The 16,733-nt window shown below is 49.3% G+C and carries 15 protein-coding genes; all 15 read left to right on the forward strand.

Going from position 1 to position 16,733, the window contains the following annotated elements:
* Positions 1-29: 29 nt before the first annotated feature.
* The 15 genes from JW953_12315 (at position 30) to JW953_12385 (ending at position 16,538) form a co-directional block, all read left to right on the forward strand.
* The gene (locus JW953_12315; GenBank protein MBN1993476.1) at positions 30-545 is read left to right on the forward strand and encodes a winged helix-turn-helix transcriptional regulator; all 516 of its coding nucleotides are present in this window, start codon (positions 30-32) and stop codon (positions 543-545) included.
* An 18-nt stretch (positions 546-563) separates the two neighbouring features.
* The gene (locus tag JW953_12320; protein ID MBN1993477.1) at positions 564-1,532 is read left to right on the forward strand and encodes an NAD-dependent epimerase/dehydratase family protein; all 969 of its coding nucleotides are present in this window, start codon (positions 564-566) and stop codon (positions 1,530-1,532) included.
* On the forward strand, positions 1,517-2,464 hold the full coding sequence (locus JW953_12325; protein ID MBN1993478.1) for an NAD(P)-dependent oxidoreductase: 948 nt from the start codon (positions 1,517-1,519) through the stop codon (positions 2,462-2,464). The genes JW953_12320 and JW953_12325 overlap by 16 nt, the downstream gene beginning before the upstream one ends.
* Entirely contained in the window at positions 2,442-3,884 is a 1,443-nt protein-coding gene (locus tag JW953_12330) for an FAD-dependent oxidoreductase (protein MBN1993479.1), read from the forward strand. The genes JW953_12325 and JW953_12330 overlap by 23 nt, the downstream gene beginning before the upstream one ends.
* Position 3,885: 1 nt before the next feature.
* Complete coding sequence (locus JW953_12335) at positions 3,886-4,506, forward strand: methyltransferase domain-containing protein (protein MBN1993480.1); 621 nt, start codon at positions 3,886-3,888, stop codon at positions 4,504-4,506.
* The gene (locus tag JW953_12340; GenBank protein ID MBN1993481.1) at positions 4,499-6,142 is read left to right on the forward strand and encodes a glycosyltransferase family 39 protein; all 1,644 of its coding nucleotides are present in this window, start codon (positions 4,499-4,501) and stop codon (positions 6,140-6,142) included. Before JW953_12335 ends, JW953_12340 begins: the two co-directional genes overlap by 8 nt.
* Positions 6,143-6,146: 4 nt before the next feature.
* Positions 6,147-7,328 carry a glycosyltransferase gene (locus JW953_12345; GenBank protein ID MBN1993482.1) on the forward strand — a complete coding sequence of 394 codons (1,182 nt, stop codon included), beginning with the start codon at positions 6,147-6,149 and terminating at the stop codon, positions 7,326-7,328.
* On the forward strand, positions 7,328-8,266 hold the full coding sequence (locus tag JW953_12350; GenBank protein ID MBN1993483.1) for a flippase-like domain-containing protein: 939 nt from the start codon (positions 7,328-7,330) through the stop codon (positions 8,264-8,266). The genes JW953_12345 and JW953_12350 overlap by 1 nt, the downstream gene beginning before the upstream one ends.
* A gap of 33 nt (positions 8,267-8,299) precedes the next feature.
* Positions 8,300-9,103: a class I SAM-dependent methyltransferase gene (locus JW953_12355; protein ID MBN1993484.1), complete on the forward strand. Its 804-nt coding sequence runs from the start codon at positions 8,300-8,302 to the stop codon at positions 9,101-9,103.
* Between the two features lie 475 nt (positions 9,104-9,578).
* Positions 9,579-10,262: a hypothetical protein gene (locus JW953_12360; GenBank protein ID MBN1993485.1), complete on the forward strand. Its 684-nt coding sequence runs from the start codon at positions 9,579-9,581 to the stop codon at positions 10,260-10,262.
* A 15-nt stretch (positions 10,263-10,277) separates the two neighbouring features.
* Complete coding sequence (locus JW953_12365) at positions 10,278-11,405, forward strand: glycosyltransferase family 4 protein (protein MBN1993486.1); 1,128 nt, start codon at positions 10,278-10,280, stop codon at positions 11,403-11,405.
* Positions 11,406-11,450: 45 nt separating this feature from the next.
* Positions 11,451-13,226 carry a hypothetical protein gene (locus tag JW953_12370; GenBank protein MBN1993487.1) on the forward strand — a complete coding sequence of 592 codons (1,776 nt, stop codon included), beginning with the start codon at positions 11,451-11,453 and terminating at the stop codon, positions 13,224-13,226.
* Complete coding sequence (locus JW953_12375; protein ID MBN1993488.1) at positions 13,223-14,089, forward strand: glycosyltransferase family 2 protein; 867 nt, start codon at positions 13,223-13,225, stop codon at positions 14,087-14,089. Before JW953_12370 ends, JW953_12375 begins: the two co-directional genes overlap by 4 nt.
* Positions 14,090-14,113: 24 nt before the next feature.
* The gene (locus tag JW953_12380; protein MBN1993489.1) at positions 14,114-15,706 is read left to right on the forward strand and encodes a polysaccharide biosynthesis C-terminal domain-containing protein; all 1,593 of its coding nucleotides are present in this window, start codon (positions 14,114-14,116) and stop codon (positions 15,704-15,706) included.
* Positions 15,707-15,728: 22 nt separating this feature from the next.
* Positions 15,729-16,538 carry a class I SAM-dependent methyltransferase gene (locus JW953_12385; protein MBN1993490.1) on the forward strand — a complete coding sequence of 270 codons (810 nt, stop codon included), beginning with the start codon at positions 15,729-15,731 and terminating at the stop codon, positions 16,536-16,538.
* Positions 16,539-16,733: the final 195 nt, after the last annotated feature.

Here is a 16,733-nt window from a genome sequence, read left to right on the forward strand (position 1 = left end):
GAATTTTGAAGAAGCCTCTGTTTGCCGGTATGATGAAGTCGTCAGAAAATTATGATTTACAAATTCTCAATCATATTGAGAAAAATCCTGATACCACCCAGGCGGATCTGGCCACACAATTGGATGTGGCGGTGGGCAGTGTCAATTGGTATATCAAGCGGTTAATCAACAAAGGTTGCATTAAAGTAACCCAGATGGAGCGCCGCCGGCTGCGCTATTTGCTAACCCCAAAAGGGATGGCCGAAAAGACCCGTTTGACCAAAGAGTTTATGCAAATGTCGCTGCACTGGTACCGGGTGACGCGCAGGGATTCGCGGCGGCTTCTGGACGAGATCAAAAAGGCGGGGTACGATACTGTGTGCCTCAAAGGAGATGGCGACCTGGCCGAGATTGTTTATTTGAGTTGCCTGGAAGCAAAGATAAGGGTTAAGCAGGAGATTGACCCTGCCTATCCGGCGTTCAGGATAGAGGACTTTAAGACAGTGGTGGATTGGCCGGGGGAGATGTTAAGGTCAAATGATAGGAAACGAAGCGAACAAGCGTAATGAGAATTGGAGAGAAAAGTGATCCAGGGCAAACGGATTTTGATCACAGGCGGGGGCGGTTTTGTTGGTTCGCATTTGGGTGAGCGGTTGGCTGCGCACAACCAACTTGTCATTTATGATAATGGCCATCGAGACGCCGTTCAATATACTGACTTGCTTGATGCGCCCAACGTTACCTTTATTAAAGGGGATGTTTTAGATACCGCCCAATTGTGTCGGGCGATGCAAGATTGCCAGATGGTGGTTCATCTGGCGGCCATTGCTGGCATTGATTCGGTGATCAAAAAACCTATCATCACCATGCAGGTCAATTTGCTGGGCACCAAAAATGCTTTGGATGCGGCGATTCAGGCAAGCGGAGTAACCCGCTTTGTAGATTTTTCAACCAGTGAAGTGTATGGCCCTTACGTTTATCGGGCCGACGAGAACGGCTTGACTACCCAGGGGCCGGTTGGCGAGATGCGTTGGAGTTATGCCGTGAGCAAATTGGCGGCTGAACATTTGACGCATTGTTATTATGAAGAATACAAACTGCCGGTGGTGACCATTCGCCCGTTCAATGTTTATGGCCCCCGGCAGGTTGGCGAAGGAGCGGTCCATCGTTTCATTATGGCTGCTCTACGTCGGGAGACGTTGACCATTTATGGGGATGGTAATCAAATCCGGGCCTGGTGTTATGTTGATGACTTTGTGAATGGCGTGCTGCTGGCCCTGGAAAAAGAAGAAGCCGTGGGCCAGGTATTTAACCTGGGCGATCCAAAACAGACCGTCTCGATTTTGGGACTGGCCGAACACATTGTCAGGTTGACAGGCAGCCAGGCTAAAATTCAGTTTCAAGAAGCAACTATGCCTGATGTGCAAGTGCGGGTGCCTTCTATTCACAAAGCCAGGCAAGTATTGGGTTACGAACCGGCTACCGGCTTGGAAGAGGGGTTGAGCCAGACGATTAGGTGGTATCAGGAGCGTTCAAAATGGGCACACGTTTAATTGTACCCGGCGCCTCCGGATTCATTGGACGTAACTTGATTCAAGCTGTGCCTGCCGATTGGGAGGTGATTGCTTGTTATCACCACAGTCACGATTTTCCGGCGTGGGTTGAGCAATTGGCCTTGTCTCAGGTGAGCGCGGTGCAATGCGATTTGACCGACCAGGCGGCGGTCGGCAGGCTGGCCGATCAGGTTGGCTCTGATTTTGACGCCTGTGTTTTTTTAGCCGCAAATGGCGACCCGGCTTATTCTGTTGACCATCCGGTTGAGGATTTACAGGCCAACGTTATAACCGTATTGAATTTTTTGAGCCATTTCCGGGTGGGAAAATTTATTTACTTTTCATCGGGGGCCGTTTATGATGGTTGGCAGGGGCCTATCTCTCCTGGGGCCACTGTTTCGCCGCGTTTACCTTACGCCATTTCCAATTGGGCCAGCGAACATTACGTGCGGGCCTTCACTCATCAAGGCCGGATTGGGCAGTACGTGAACCTGCGTTTTTTTGGCGCTTACGGCCCTTATGAACCGGGCCGTAAAATTTACACCAAACTGGTGCGCCGTTTTGCCTTTGATCGCCAGCCTCAATTCACCATTCGCGGCGATGGCCGAAACTATATTGACGCCATGTACGTGGCCGATACAATTGCGGGTATCTATACTATTTTGGCAGGCGATAAAGCCAATCTGACCCTTGATTTTTGTAGCGGTACACCCTTGACCATCAATGAATTGGTCTGCACCGCCGCGCGAGCGTTTGACCTTGACCCGGTGAAAATTGAGCACATAGGGCACGTGCCGGAATACATCAATTTTTACGCTTCCGCCGAACCAATGGCGCGTTTGTTTGATTTTAAGCCAACCATCTCCCTGCCGGATGGCCTGGAGCGGCTAGCCGATTTTTTGAAGCAAAGTGAGCAAAGTGACTATGCCTGACCCGGTGGTGGTGATTGGGGCCGGGCCGGCGGGGATGTCGGCGGCCTGGCAATTGGCCCGGCGAGGCGCGCCGGTGGTGGTGCTTGAGCGTGATAGCGTGGTGGGTGGCCTGGCTAAAACCGTTTCTCATTGGGAGGGATTTTGTTACGATTATGGCCCCCATACGTTTCACATCCGCGAAACAGAAACAAGCCGGTGGATTGTGACTGAGATAAAAAGCTTACTTGGCCGTCAGTACACGGTGCTGGGCCGTGGCACGCGGCTTTTTTTGCAGGGTAAGTATTTAGCCTATCCGCCCAAATTCCAGGAGGTATTACGTAAGGTCAGAGTGGGGTTGGGGTTTCGGATTGTATGGGACTACTTGTATGCCTCGATTCGATACGCCCTACATCCTCCGCAACAAGAGGACTCGTTTGAGGATTGGGGGGTGCGAAACCTGGGCCGCACCCTTTATGATACCTTTTTTGGCATTTACTCCGAGAAAGTTTGGGGCATCCCGATGTCCCAGGTTTCTTCACGCCAGGCTCAGCGCGTGGCCAAGTTGAATCTGAAGAACATCATCCTGCGCATGTTCAAAGTCAAGGCCGACCCGGATACCTATTTTGTGGAGTATCTTTATCCGCATGGGGGCATTGGCACCTTGTACCGGCGGATGGCCGAGGAAACAAAGGCGCGTGGCGGCGTTATTCATTTAAAGGCCACGGCCACGCGCATTGAGACTGATGAGCAACGGATAAGGGCAGTGGTTTATGAACAAGACGGCCAGAAACATACCGTGTTTTGTAACCATCTGGTTTCAACCTTGCCCCTCACCGAGTTAACGGCAATGATGACGCCCGCCTTGCCGCCAACAATCTTGGCCGGAGCGTCTGGCTTACACTATCGTAGTCTCATCCTGATTTTTTTGAGGGTTAACCGTTCCTGGCTCACCGATTATCACTGGTGTTATTTGATTGAGCCGCAGTTTGCCTGCAATCGTTTTTCGGAGCAGAAGAACGTTAGCCCGGATCTGTTGCCGGAACAATGGACAGTTTTGTGTGTTGAGGCCGGTTGTGAATATGGGGATGATCGCTGGCAAATGGCCGACGAGTCCCTGGCCGGCTTGGCGATCCAAGATATGGTAGCAATGGGTATCCTTAAGGCCGGGGAAGTGGAGGGACATGCCGTTGTGCGAATCCGGCATGCCTATCCAATTTATAAATTAGGCTTTGAGCAAAAACTACACGATTTGTTGGAACATCTACATCAATTTGATAATTTTTACACAATTGGCCGGCATGGGTTGTATATGAATAACAGCATGGACGAGAATGTGGAGATGGGCATGCGGGTGGCTGAACATATTGCCCAGGCTGAATCAAGAGGGGTTTGGTGGCAAAATGTGTTAAAGTGGACCCAGTTAGAGGATTATGGAAGATAGGATGAACAGTGAACGTGACCTGCACGAACGGGTGGCTCAAACAGAAAGCCACGAGGCGCAACTTCAGGGAATTGTTGGTTGGTTTTACAATTTCTACCGCCAGGCTACCTTTGAATTCCTGGCCCGCTTACCCCAGGCTCGGGCGCTTGAGATAGGCTGCGGCGAAGGCACTTTACTGCGCGGGTTGGATATTGAAGTTATCCAACTGGATATCTCGGTACATCGTTTAAATAAGGCGCGTAATGAAAATGCTCGTTTGCTTTGCGCCGATGGGCTGGAATTGCCGTTTGTTGAGGCCAGCTTTGAGGGGGTTTTATTGATTGCGGTGCTCGAACACGTTAGCCAACCGGAGCGGATGGTGTCCGAAGTGAGTCGTATCCTCAAACCCGGCGGTGAGGTGGCCATCTTGGTGCCCAATGATGTGTGGATGAGTTTGGGGCGCTTAATTCTATTCAAGTGGCCGCCGCGTTATCCAGATCACCTTTCTTGGATTTCGCCCCGACGTATCCGGCGCATGGCCGGAAAGGATTTTAAGGTATCTGCCGCGTATGCGCTGCCATTGAGGCAATTGCCGTTTGCCTTGAATATGTATTACTGGGTTACTTTGAAAAAATATGAATAAAAAGTATTTAGCCTGGGTTAAAACGGAATATATTGTTCTTTTTGGGCTGATAACGGCTTCGTTAGTTTTGAATATAACGGGCATTCGGTGGGGCTTACCCAATGAGAATCATTTTGTTTCTTATCAGGGGGATGAACAGGCCTTTCTTAACATGCTGCGGGGAATGAATCCGGCCCAATTGGATTTTCATCCAGGTAATTTTCGTTTAGGCGGCGGCGTGCCCTACACTCTGGCCGCAGGCATTATGTTGGCCAAAATAGGGGGATGGATAGAGGTTACCTCGTCTAGCGAGTATTATTATGACCATATTGAAGAATGGGCCAGGTTTTATTTGATTGGCCGGTTCATTTCGGTGGCGGCGGTTGCTTTAAGCGTAGGAGTCATGTATCTCATTTTACGGGAGTTATATTCTCAAAAACCAATCTGGCTGGCCCTGTTTGGCGCGGCCCTGGTAGCCGTGATGCCGGGGATGGTCATTAATGCCCATTTCCTATCATATAATGCCCCCGTTGTTTTTTGGATAGGGTTGTCATTTTACTTTTTGCTGCGAGTATTGAGAACCGGACAATGGCGTGATTACGTTTTGGCCGGATTAGCCATTGGTATTGGCATAGCCTTTCGTTACACCGCCGGCCTTTTAATACCCTATCTTTTTTTGGCTCACGTGCTCAAAAGCAGCCGCGCGAGATGGGGTCGTGCTCAATTGTTGCAGTTGGGAGCAGGATATGGGGCTATGGCCGTCGGTTTTTCCCTCTTGATGCCGTATGCCTTGCTGGATTTTTTCGCCTTTATCCAGGAAGCATGGTGGGCGATGCGTTATGCCTCTCCTTTGGGCAAACCGTTAGCGGAGCGAATGTATAATTTGTGGTTGGGAGGTTTTATGCCCCTGGCTCTGAGCTGGAGCACGTACCTGCTGGCTATGATTGGCCTTGGCTGGATGTTGTTCAAGCGGGGCAAAGGTAAAGGTGAGATATTGATTCTCGCCTGGCTGATTCCCTCGCTGTTGGTGGCGATGAATGCCAATACCCCGGTGGTGGGACGTATTTTGCCGATTGTTTATATGTTGGTGGTGCCGGCGGTGGGAGTCGTGGGTATGTTCTGGGTTCAACATGGTCAGATACCCCTGCTGAAAAAAGTAGGGATAGGTTTGTTAACGTTAGTTTTACTGGTTTCTTTAGGGAGTAGCGTTAAAGCCGATGCCTTTTTTCTGACCGATACGGTTCGCGCTGATGCGTCCGCGTGGATTTTAGAAAATATTCCCAGGGAATCAACCATTGGCTTGATCTACGATCAACCTTACTGGGATAGCCCCGATATTTTGAACCAGCTTTACCATCATCCTGAAAGAACAGAAAAATTATATACCTTAAGGGTCTATGAGGAAGAAGGGGATAACTTTTACCAAAATCCGTCTGAGTATTTGGTCGTCAGCCAGCGGCAGTATCGGGCGCAGCCTAATGCCAGAGATTTGTTGGCGCAGTATGAAGTAGTGGCCGAGTTCATGCCTGTGGTTGATGTAGGGCGAACATCGTTGTGGTATTTTGTTCAGACTGCTGTGGAGATACGTATTTTTAAATGGGCAGGTTCGGCGGGCAGGGACGTGCTCTTAGAGGAGATGACCAAGGGCTGGTACTAACTCTATGCGCATTTTGATGTTTACCCAGTCGTTCCCCAATCGCCGTTACCCCATTGATAGCGAATTTTTGGTCCCGGTAGCGGCTGCGTGGGCGGAGATGGGCCACCAGGTCCGGGTTTTAACCGTGCGGTATGGTGAACAGGATCCCTTATTTGAGGAACGGGATGGATTCCAGATAAGCAGGTTTCCTTTCTCTTGTCCGCGTTACGAAGAACAGGGTGGTAAACTGGACGCCGTTTGGTATATGGTTGAATTTTTAATCAAGGGAGGGATGAATTTGTATCGCCAGGTTCAAACATTTCAGCCCGACGTTATTGACTTTGAGTTTGTGGTGCCCGGCGCTTTGCTTTCTGTTCCTTTGCGAGGTTTGCTGCGTCGCCGCCGTATCCGCAAGTTAATTCGGATATGCGGCAGCGACTATCGCGTGCCGCGTTCAGTTCCATTTTTAGGTAAATTGCTTCTTCGGTTTGCATTGCGTGATTTTGAAACCATCCACTTTGGCACCCCCGACTTGATTGAGTTGGCCCAAACGGATGGCCTTTTGCATCATAATCTACTTTTGAATTTCCAGGGTGTGCCCATTGACCTATATAAACCGGACCCGGTGTTGCGTGATTCCAGGCGCGCCGAAATGGGCCTGGCGGATAAATTTGTGTTGTTGAATGTGGGGCGATGTATTGCGCTCAAAGAACAACACTTGATTATTCGCGCTTTACCCCTCTTGCAGCAGCATATTCCAAATATTCACTTTGTTTTGGCCGGGGACGGCCCTGAATGGCCTCACCTGCATCGCCTGGCCGCTGAAGTAGGAGTAAGCAACCGGGTTACTTTGTTGGGGGCGGTTGAACATAGCCGGCTAAACGAAATTCTTAACGTGGCCGACGTGTTTGTATCGCCTCATTATGGGGAGTGGTTTCCTTCTTTGACCATATTTGAGGCCGCGGCATGCGGGTTGCCGGTAATAGCCAATTTTAAACCTCAATATCTTACTCCTTACGGTTTGGTGGAGAAAGAGCATCTCCTTCGTTTTGGCGCGGAGGATGTATCGAATTTGGCCCGGCAAGTATTATTTGTTTTTCGGCATCCTGAACAGGCAGAGCGGATGGCTGAAGCGTTCAAAATTCTCGTCCGGCAACGTTTTAGTGTTTTACAAATGGCCCGGGCTTATCTTGGCGCGGCCAAATAATGGGACCAAAAAAACTTACTATGTGGTTAAGGTTTAGTTGGCAAAAGGGATTACAGGTGGGGCTAGGCCTGGCTCTGGCCTTGTTTTTTCTTAAGTGGATAAATATTGGGGAAAGTTGGCGTTATTTGGCAGAAATTCGGCCGTGGCCTTTTGTGGCCACTTGTCTTTTGGGAATTTTAGGCACAACCATCCGTAGTTTTCGTTTTTATGCATTGGTCCGCGCGGTGAGATCGCCGATGACGTTGACCCAGAGTATATTTTCTAATTACATTGCCTCATTTTTGGCCATTGTAACGCCTGCGCGGGCCGGGGAAGGGGGCAAAATTTTGTTTTTTGATAATAAAAAAAATCTGGCGGCCTGTTTTATCTTTGAAAAGCTGGCTGATTTTGGTTTGTTGGTGCTGGCCGGGGTCTATGGGATGTTGATGTTTCAGAGATACATGGGAGGCTTTGCGATTTTGCTAATAATTATTGTGCTTGGGGTAATGGCCCTGTTCAATGCGGAACGTATTTTGAATTTTGTGTTACGCCGGAATATTTTCAAAGAGCGTTGGCTTTGGCCGATCGCGCAACAGATTTCAACAGGGTCCTGGTTTATTTTTTTGGCCCATACTATAGGCATCTGGTTCATAGGTATTTTGGCTCAAGTGGTGGGCGCCACGGCCCTAAATTTAACCATACCCATTCCCCTAATAATCCAGGTATCTGCCTTAACAACACTCGCCGGCGTTTTATCCGGCATACCCGGCGGCATTGGCCCCAGTCAGTTTGTGTTTACCACCCTCTTGGCCGAGAATATGCCGGTTGATCATCAACGCCTTGGTATCTTGTCCATTATCATTCTCCTGGCTGCGTATATCACAGCCCTGGCCCAAGGCGGCATCGGCTTGCTCATGTATCGCCTGCGGGCCAAAGATACAATCAGGGCCAAGGTATAACCGGGGAGTAATTGACGGGGAGAAAATATTCTTGTGAGAATTCGTCGAGTTTGGGCCAAAACTGTCTCGATCTTGCGACAGCCAATTTTTAGATTTCCGCTGAATGAACCGATAAATGTTGTACCCCACGGTTTGTTTTTAAAAGTATGGCTGGCTCCCTTGGCTATGATAGCCTGGGGTACGTATCTCATTCCCTCCTACTTGCGGCGAAATATTTCAATTCAGGTGAATGAGCGGATTGTTGAAGTGCCGCTCCTGTTCCACCTGGTCACTATTAAACCCGGCATGCAAGTTCTTGAGTTTGGCTGCAATGAATCCAAAGTTTCCATCCAACTGGCTTCTTTAGGGTGTCAGGTTGTTGGCGTTGACCTGGAAGAATATCTGCTCCAGCATCCTAATTTCTCTTTTGTCAGGGGGGATTTTCTTAATATGGATTTTCCGGTTAATTCATTTGACCTCATTACGGCTGTGTCTGCCCTGGAGCATACCGGCTTAGATTATTACTCGGGCCAGGTTTATGACCGGGCTGACTACTTGATCGTTGGTAAAATTTTTGAGTTGTTGAAGAAGGGGGGGCAATTTTTTCTTACGGTTCCATTTGGCGTGGAACAGATTTTTCCTCCCTATTACCGGGTATATGGGGAAGACATTTATGATTTGTTGAGCAGATTTGAGATGAAACAAGAACACTTTTTTTCAAACATAAACGGTAGGGACTGGCTTAGGATTGATAAAAAAACAGCCTTAACCCTCCAGAATTCAGCGGGTGCGGTTAAATGTGTGGGCGTCTTCTTGTGTTCTAAAGCCGTAGGAGGTCATCTGGCAAAAGATGGGTAGACCAACAGTTAATTTACCCGACTGGAGGGCCGGGGGGCGTCGAATAATAACCCTGTACCGAGCCATAGCCGTTCTTATTTTAAATACCTTAGTTTTACTTGTTTGTTTAGAGCTGGGAGCCAGGCTGGGGTTGAGGGTTTGGAATTCTTTTTCAAATTCCAAAGTTAATACAACCAAACCGGAATATTACGTTTCTCAGGATTGGGCCATAAAATATTGGGAGGAAGATGCACAATCGCATGAGATAGCCTATCGCCCCTGGATTCTCTGGCGAAGGGCGCCGTTTGCCGGAACAATGATCAATGTTGATCAGAACGGTATCAGAGAGACACCCGGAGCGGACTGCGGCGAATCTTCTTATAAGGTATTCACTTTTGGCGGTTCCACCATGTGGGGCAGCGGGTCTCCCGGTTGGGCCACTATTCCCGGGTATTTACAAACCAACCTGGCCGCCTTAAAAGCTGAGCCGGTTTGTGTGATAAATTTTGGCGAGGCCGGTTATGTTTCAACCCAAAGCCTCATTCAGTTGCAGTTACAATTGCAATCCGGCAACGTTCCTGATTTAGTGATATTCTACGACGGTATCAACGACGTTTTCAATGCGTATCGTTCGGGGCTGCCGGGAGCGCACGCCCATTTCCAGGAAATCACGACCAAACTGGAGGGAGGATTACTATCTCACGTTGTTGAAGTAATAAAAGCATCTTCTGCGTTTTATCAATTAATTGATAGGCTCAAACCCAAAGAAACTGAATTTGCAACCTATCAGCGTGGGGGCTTTGATGCTCCTGGTTTTGCAGACGCAATTATACAAATTTATCTTGGCAATTATAAGATTGTGGAGGCATTGGCCCGGCAGTATGATTTTAAATACTACTTCTTCTGGCAGCCTGTTCTTGTTGTTGGCAAAAAGCCTTTAACGGTTGAAGAAGAGTTTATTGTCGCCGGCATAGACCCTAATCTGATTGAACTTCATTACCTTGTTTATGAGAGAGTACAACTGATCACCGGGTACGATAATCTTTATTATCTGGCTGATGTTTTTGACGATCAGGCGTCTCAGATTTATTACGACTATTCTCACGTAACACCTGTTGGCAATGAATTGGTAGTGCAAAGAATGTTGGAGTTAATTGAGAACCGGTTAAATCGAGATTGAACTAACGGGAGAAGCATGAACATAACTGTGATTGGGCCAGGTTTTACGCGGGCCGGTTATTTGGGCAACCATGTCCGGGCCTTCCCCGAGTGGGACATAGCGTGTAAGTTGGCTGTGCCCGGCAGTAATTACCAGGCTCAACAGCCGGCCCTTACAGCGCCGGGTTTAGAAGGCTATCAGTTCAAAACAATCAAGGGAATACCCATCTGGCCCGGTGATTGGCGGTTACTGTACAGATTGGTGAATTGGGCGGAGTTGGTGCATGTGTACCATACCGCGTTTCCTATCTGTACCCTGGCCGCGGTGGTGGCTAAAATGCGGCGCAAACCGTTGGTGGTAACAACGGCTGATCATATTGTGCGGAAAGCCGCGCTGTGGCGGTTAAATTCCCACCTGGCCTGGTTGCTGGCAGATACTGTGGTGGCTTATACCAAAGAGGAAAAGCAGTGGCTGGTCAGCATTGGGGTGAATGAAAAAAAAATTATCAAAGTGCCCTTGGGCATTGATGTATCGCGGTTACGCTCTCACTATGATGAGAAGAAAAAAAACGGTTATGTTGAAGAGCAAGCGTTAAAGATTCTGTTTGTGGGGCGTAAACATCCTGATAAAAATTTAGAAACCCTGATTCGTTGTATGCGGGCGGTTGGTAATAGCGCCGGCCGGCCGGTCAAGTGTATGCTGGTGGGGAGGCGTCACCGTGAAGGATATGCCCAAAAATTGGAACAACTGATTGACAAATTGAATCTGAATAATGTTATTGACTTTATTGGCGAAGTGCCCGATGGCGTGAACTTTTTGGATTACTATGCTAATGCCGATATTTTTATAGACATTGCCACATTTGGCGCTTTTGAGGTAGTTGTTTTGGAGGCGATGGCCTTTAGTTTACCCATTATCGTTTCCCGGCGAGTGGGCGTGGCCGAGATTGTGCAAAAGGAAAAGTGTGGTTATATTGTTGATCCCCTGGATGAAGCTCAAATTATACAAACCTTGTTGGCCTTACTTAAAAACAAAGAAAAACGGCTCCAACTGGGCCAGGCCGGATATTGTGCTGTTCAAGAACGTTACACTTACCGGCAGATGACCAAAAGCCTGGCCGATCTGTATCGAGCTATGAAAAAAGACAATGCAGTTTGGGGTTAATGAGCGGATAACGTCTTCATCCCTACCCTCAGCAAAGGTTCAACTTTGACCGAATATCTATTACTGCTCCTCAATACTTTATTAGGCCTGATCTGGCTTCTTGCCCTGCCCCTCTTATTCCATGGGATCGCATTTGGCTATAGCCGCCGTTTTCAACATGTGCTCGTTTCAGTTCTGGTGGCCAATACTATCCTGCTCACCGTGATGATCGGATTGGGGCTGGCCGGTTGGTTTTATCTATGGAGCGTTGGCGGAACGGCCCTGGTGTTGGTGGCGGCCCTGGCCTGCTGCCGGCGTTTTTTCCTCTCTCCTACATTTAACGGTGGGCCGGAAATAAATTATCATCATATCTTGGTCTTGACCTTGTTTTTATTATTTTGCCTGGGAGCGTTGTTTATTCGTCATTATCCCTATCATAGCGATACCTGGAGCAAGTATCTGGGCGCCGGCGCCGAGGTGGCCTATACCGGCCGGATTCCCACTTTGGATTTAACCCGCCTGGAATTGGGTTACAGCAATGCCCCCCTGATGATGCTTTACAATGCCTGGGAATTTTCTCTGTGGGGGCGTAACGATGAGTTCTCTCGCGGTATTCCTGTTTTCTTTTCCACCTTAACCCTACTGTTATTAATAGGCTGGGGGGCTGAGCATACTTCAGCTAAAGCAGCGCCTTATTTACTGGCCGGGGTGCTTATTATCAGCCAGGCTTTTTTTCGTTCTTTCATTGGCATTATCCAGGAACCGCCGTTGCTTTTTTCTGTGACCGCAATGTTCTATTGGCTGGAGCGTTACTTTAACGGTAAATCTTTGGTAAGCTACGCCATGTTGGCGATGGCGGCCGGCCTGGCGGTGCTGTCTAAGTTTTCAGCGCCTATTCCGGTAGCTTTAGTACTTGTGATCGCTTTGGCGGTTCAGCCGCGCCGTTTGCCGGTGAAATTGCTTTTAGGCGTGATAGCGACCCTACCGGCCTTGCTTTGGTTGGGCCGAAATGCGCTTGTTTGGGGCAATCCCCTCTATCCGTTTATGGTTAGTTTGTTCCCCACCCATGAACCGATCCGTACATTAAGTTTGCTTGGCGCGGCAATGACCGGCGATATTCTGCAAATAGCCTGGGTCTCGCCCCTGGCCTTCATCAAGGATATGGCTCTCAGTTTTACCCTGGCCCCATTGGCGGTGGTGATAATGATCCGCTGTCGCAAACAACCGCTGCCCTGGATAGTGGCGCTGGCTGTGTTGTTGACGTTTCTTTTTTTGGTGGTTACCGGCGCGCGCTGGTTAGAACGATATTTTTACCCCTATGTGGCTGTTTATGCCCTCTATGGCGGCCTGGCCGTGATAGCCATTGTTGTTTGGGCGCAAAAACGGATTGCCCGTTGTTTATCTTGGCCGTGGTTTGCTCTTGGTTTAGCCCTGCTGATGGCTTTTGAATTAGGCGTTCTTTACCTTAAACACCCCGTCCCCTACTATGCCGAGCCGCACCACCTGGCCGTTCAGGAATATTTTCAAACACACGCGCCCGAGGGCAATACCGTGAACGTGTTGGTCTACCATAGTTTTGTTCATTGGTATGATCAAAAACGAGCATATCGTTTGACCCGGTTTTGGGACCCGGATTTTATCTTTCTTACCAACCGGGAGTTTGATGTTTCAGGTGATGGAGAATATCTTTATCAGAAACTTAAACAAGCGCGGGTAGACTATATCTACTTTGCGCCCGTGCCTAATCCATACCCTCAGTTCTGGGACACAATTGCGCGTGACGATCAACATTTTGAATTGGTGTTGGATAAGTTTGGGGCAAGAATATGGAAATTGAAATGACCGGCCCAACAGTTAGTGTGGTCATCCCCGCCTATAACGAGGAAGTCGCCATTGGCCCTGTACTGAAGCAGGTAGTTGAAATCTTAAACGGCGCAACGCCCCGGTATGAGATCATTGTTGTGGACGACGGCTCCGGTGATAATACGGCCCAAGTGGCGCAAACCTGCCCCCAGGTCAAGGTTTTGCGCCTTCCCTCTAATCGGGGTTATGGCGCGGCCTTAAAGGCCGGTATTCGCCATGCCGCCGGCCAGATCATTGTTATCACCGACGCCGACGGCACTTATCCCAACAACCGTATCCCTGACCTGTTGACCCAAATGGCCCAGGCGGATATGGTGGTGGGGGCGCGCACCCACCCCAACGTCCGGATCCCGGTTTTACGCCGCCCGGCGAAATGGTTTTTACGAAAGCTGGCCGAATACGTGGCCGAGGCCCAAATTCCCGATCTTAACTCCGGCTTGCGCGCTTTTTATCGCGCCGATGCCTTGCGCTACTTGCCGCTTTTGCCCAACAAGTTTTCTTTTACCACCACCATCACTTTGTTGACCCTGGCCGACGGCGGGATTATTGAGTACCTGCCCATTGCCTATCACCGGCGGGTGGGAAAATCCAAAATCAAACCGGCGGATGCGTTTTACTTTTTTGCCCTCACTGTCCGCACCGCCTTGCTCTTTAACCCCCTCAAAGTATTTTTGCCGCCGGGAGCAGCGTTAGTGCTGTTAGGATTAGGCATGGGATTGTATCAGCTTATGCTCACGTTTGGAATTGCCCAGGCCCCTATCTTTCTTTTTTTATCCGGATTACAGATTATTGCCATGGGCTTGCTGGCCGATTTAATTGTAAGTTTGCGGCATCGAAGTTGAGGTAGGCGTAAGATTGAGGTTCAAGTGGCAGGTGAAACGGCTCAAAATGAGGCTAAAATAGGGATGCCCCTTTCTGATGAAAAGGCCTTGCCCGCCAGCCGGGTGGTGAAACCTGTGGCCCTGTTGATGCTGGCTCAAGTGCTGGCCAAAGCCTTCCTCCTGGCCCGAGAAATGTTGGTGGGCGCTCTTTTTGGGGCCAGCGCCTTAACCGATGCCTTTAACGTGGGTTTGTATATCTCCGGTTTTTCGCCCATTGTCGCCCGCCCTTTGGTTGAAGACACCTTTATCCCGGTGTATGTTGAGCAGTTGGCCCGCAACCGCGAAAAAGCGCAAGTGGTATATGAAACGGTGGGGGTGCTGGTGTTCGTGGTCGCCGGCAGCCTGGCGGTGGGGATGTATCTATTCTCTCCCCAATTAGTTTCATTGGTTGCCCCCGGTTTCCCCCCGGAAACATTTGGGGTGGCTACCCACATTGTGCGCGTGATGGCGCTGCTGGCCCTGTTTTTGCCGCTGGCTAACTTTCTTCTGTCTACCTTAACCGCCCATCGAGCCTATCTTCTGGTTGGCCTTTCCCCGCTCAGCGTCAGCCTGGTGACCATTGGGGCGATGTGGCTGTTTTCCGGCGGCCTTGGCATCCAGAGCCTCACCTGGGGCCTGGTGATGGGCACGGTAGTGCAGGCGGGTATTCTGGTGAGGGGGCTGGTTCGGCGGGGCTTGATGCGGGTGAGGTTTCGTTTGAATTTCCGCATGGTCTTTGAAACATTGGGCGCGTTTACCTTATTGATGTTTTGGGTCCGTCTGGTGGGGATCGGCGTTGGTTGGGTGGACCGCAGTCTCAGCTCGCATTTACCGGCAGGCAGTATTGCGGCCTTGGGCTTTGCCCTAAATATTTACCAATTGCCGTTCCAGGTGTGCGTATTGGCCGTAACCACCGTAGTGATCACCCAATTTTCCTGGCATGTGGCCCAAAAGGATGAGCCGGCGCTCAAACGGGATTTTTCCCTGGCCGTGCGAATTGCCGCATTCTTTTTAATTCCGGCCACCGTGGCTTTGATGGTGCTCAGCCAACCCATCGTTCAACTGCTCTACGAGCGTGGCGCGTTTGTCGCCCAAGATACAACTATGACCGCCTCGGCCCTGGGCTTTTATGCCTTGGGCCTGGTCCCTCAAGCCATCGTCTTTATTGCTGTTCGGCTGTTTTTGGCCCGTAAAGAGTCGTATTTGATTCTTTTTACGGTTGTTACCGGAGCGGTTATCCATGTTTTGTTCAGCGCCACCCTGATCAAATTCATGAACCATCTGGCCGTTGCCCTGGCCACCTCTATGGACGCTTTTGTGATGGCCTTGGTGAGCCTGTGGTTTTTAAATCGTAAACTTGGTTCATTAAGAGAACGTATTTTATGGATCGCCCTGGCCAAGATTAGCCTGGCTGCTTTAAGTATGGGGCTTGGTTTGTATCTGACGCTGATCCTATTATCCTCATTGCCGTTAATATTATTGGTGGCAATATCTGTGTTCATCGGTACTATTAGTTATTTGTTGGTTGCATCCGTGCTGAAACTGGCAGAGTTAAAAGTTTTGACGACAATTTTATCCAGGTATTTTGGGTCTGGCTGACGGGCTATTGTGAGGTAGGTCAGTGGATATTAAAGAAAAACAGCGTGAACATTACGATAGGTTTTTTCGAGAGTATGAAGATAAATCTGAGCGAAGCGCCTACATGAATTTAATGCGCTCAAAATATACTTTTAAGCGTTGGGGTGACCGTTTAGCGCATAAGCGAGTGTTGGACTTGGGGTGTGGCCATGGCCATACGGCGTTTCGTTTGGCCGCCGTGGAAAGTTTAGTCATCGGCGTTGATATTTCGGCGCAGTTTGTTCACCGGGCCAGAGAACGTATTTTTACCTATGCCAGGGCAGGCTGGATTCAAAGCGATGCGGAAAAGTTACCCCTGGTTAGCGAGACATTTGATGCAGTGGTTAGCCTGGGCACGCTCCACCATCTTCCCCATCCAGAGTTGGCCATTCTTGAAATTTCTCGTTTGCTTAAACCGGGAGGGTGGTTATTGGCCCTGGAGCCAAACGGCGATACTTACCTCAATTCCCTGGATTTTTATAAAGCTTTGATACCACCCGGTTTATATTACAGACTACGTCAATGGCAGGTTAAGCGGCCAGTGTCTAGGTCTGAAGTTGAGAAAGACGAACTGCATGTGGGCGTTTGTACGCCTGCGCAATATTGTCACTTCTTCAACCAGGCCGGCATGAAGGTTAATATCAGCACCTTAATTCTGCCAATTTTCCCGCTTACCTTTTTAGGTTTGCATAGATATGTTGCAATTTGGCAGATTGTTGTCTGGATATCTAAAGTATTGGCTGTATTGTTGCCGTTTTTACGTAAACGGGGGCAGGTTCAAATAATTGAAGCGCAAAGGATTGAGTTTGGCTAACCCTTCCCCACCTGGATAAGAAAAAGAGCGCCTTGATCACCTGCCGGGTGAGAGTCAATTAGGTTTCATCCGCAAATCTACTCAAGATGATTTTGAACGGTGTTCAAATCATGTTTGAACACTGTTATAATTTTTTTGAACAGTGTTCAATTTTTTTGGAACACTGTTATAATGGAGCTATCCCGGTGAGATGAT

The organism is Anaerolineae bacterium (genome assembly GCA_016931895.1).
Lineage (GTDB): Bacteria > Chloroflexota > Anaerolineae > 4572-78 > J111 > JAFGNV01.

Bases quoted from the DNA above. Each gene is read 5' to 3' on its own strand.
- JW953_12365 (MBN1993486.1), top strand. From the start codon at position 10,278: ATGAACATAACTGTGATTGGGCCAGGTTTTACGCGGGCCGGTTATTTG.
- JW953_12350 (MBN1993483.1), top strand. From the start codon at position 7,328: ATGGGACCAAAAAAACTTACTATGTGGTTAAGGTTTAGTTGGCAAAAG.
- JW953_12375 (MBN1993488.1), top strand. From the start codon at position 13,223: ATGACCGGCCCAACAGTTAGTGTGGTCATCCCCGCCTATAACGAGGAA.
- JW953_12345 (MBN1993482.1), top strand. From the start codon at position 6,147: ATGCGCATTTTGATGTTTACCCAGTCGTTCCCCAATCGCCGTTACCCC.
- JW953_12315 (MBN1993476.1), top strand. From the start codon at position 30: ATGATGAAGTCGTCAGAAAATTATGATTTACAAATTCTCAATCATATT.
- JW953_12340 (MBN1993481.1), top strand. From the start codon at position 4,499: ATGAATAAAAAGTATTTAGCCTGGGTTAAAACGGAATATATTGTTCTT.
- JW953_12325 (MBN1993478.1), top strand. From the start codon at position 1,517: ATGGGCACACGTTTAATTGTACCCGGCGCCTCCGGATTCATTGGACGT.
- JW953_12335 (MBN1993480.1), top strand. From the start codon at position 3,886: ATGAACAGTGAACGTGACCTGCACGAACGGGTGGCTCAAACAGAAAGC.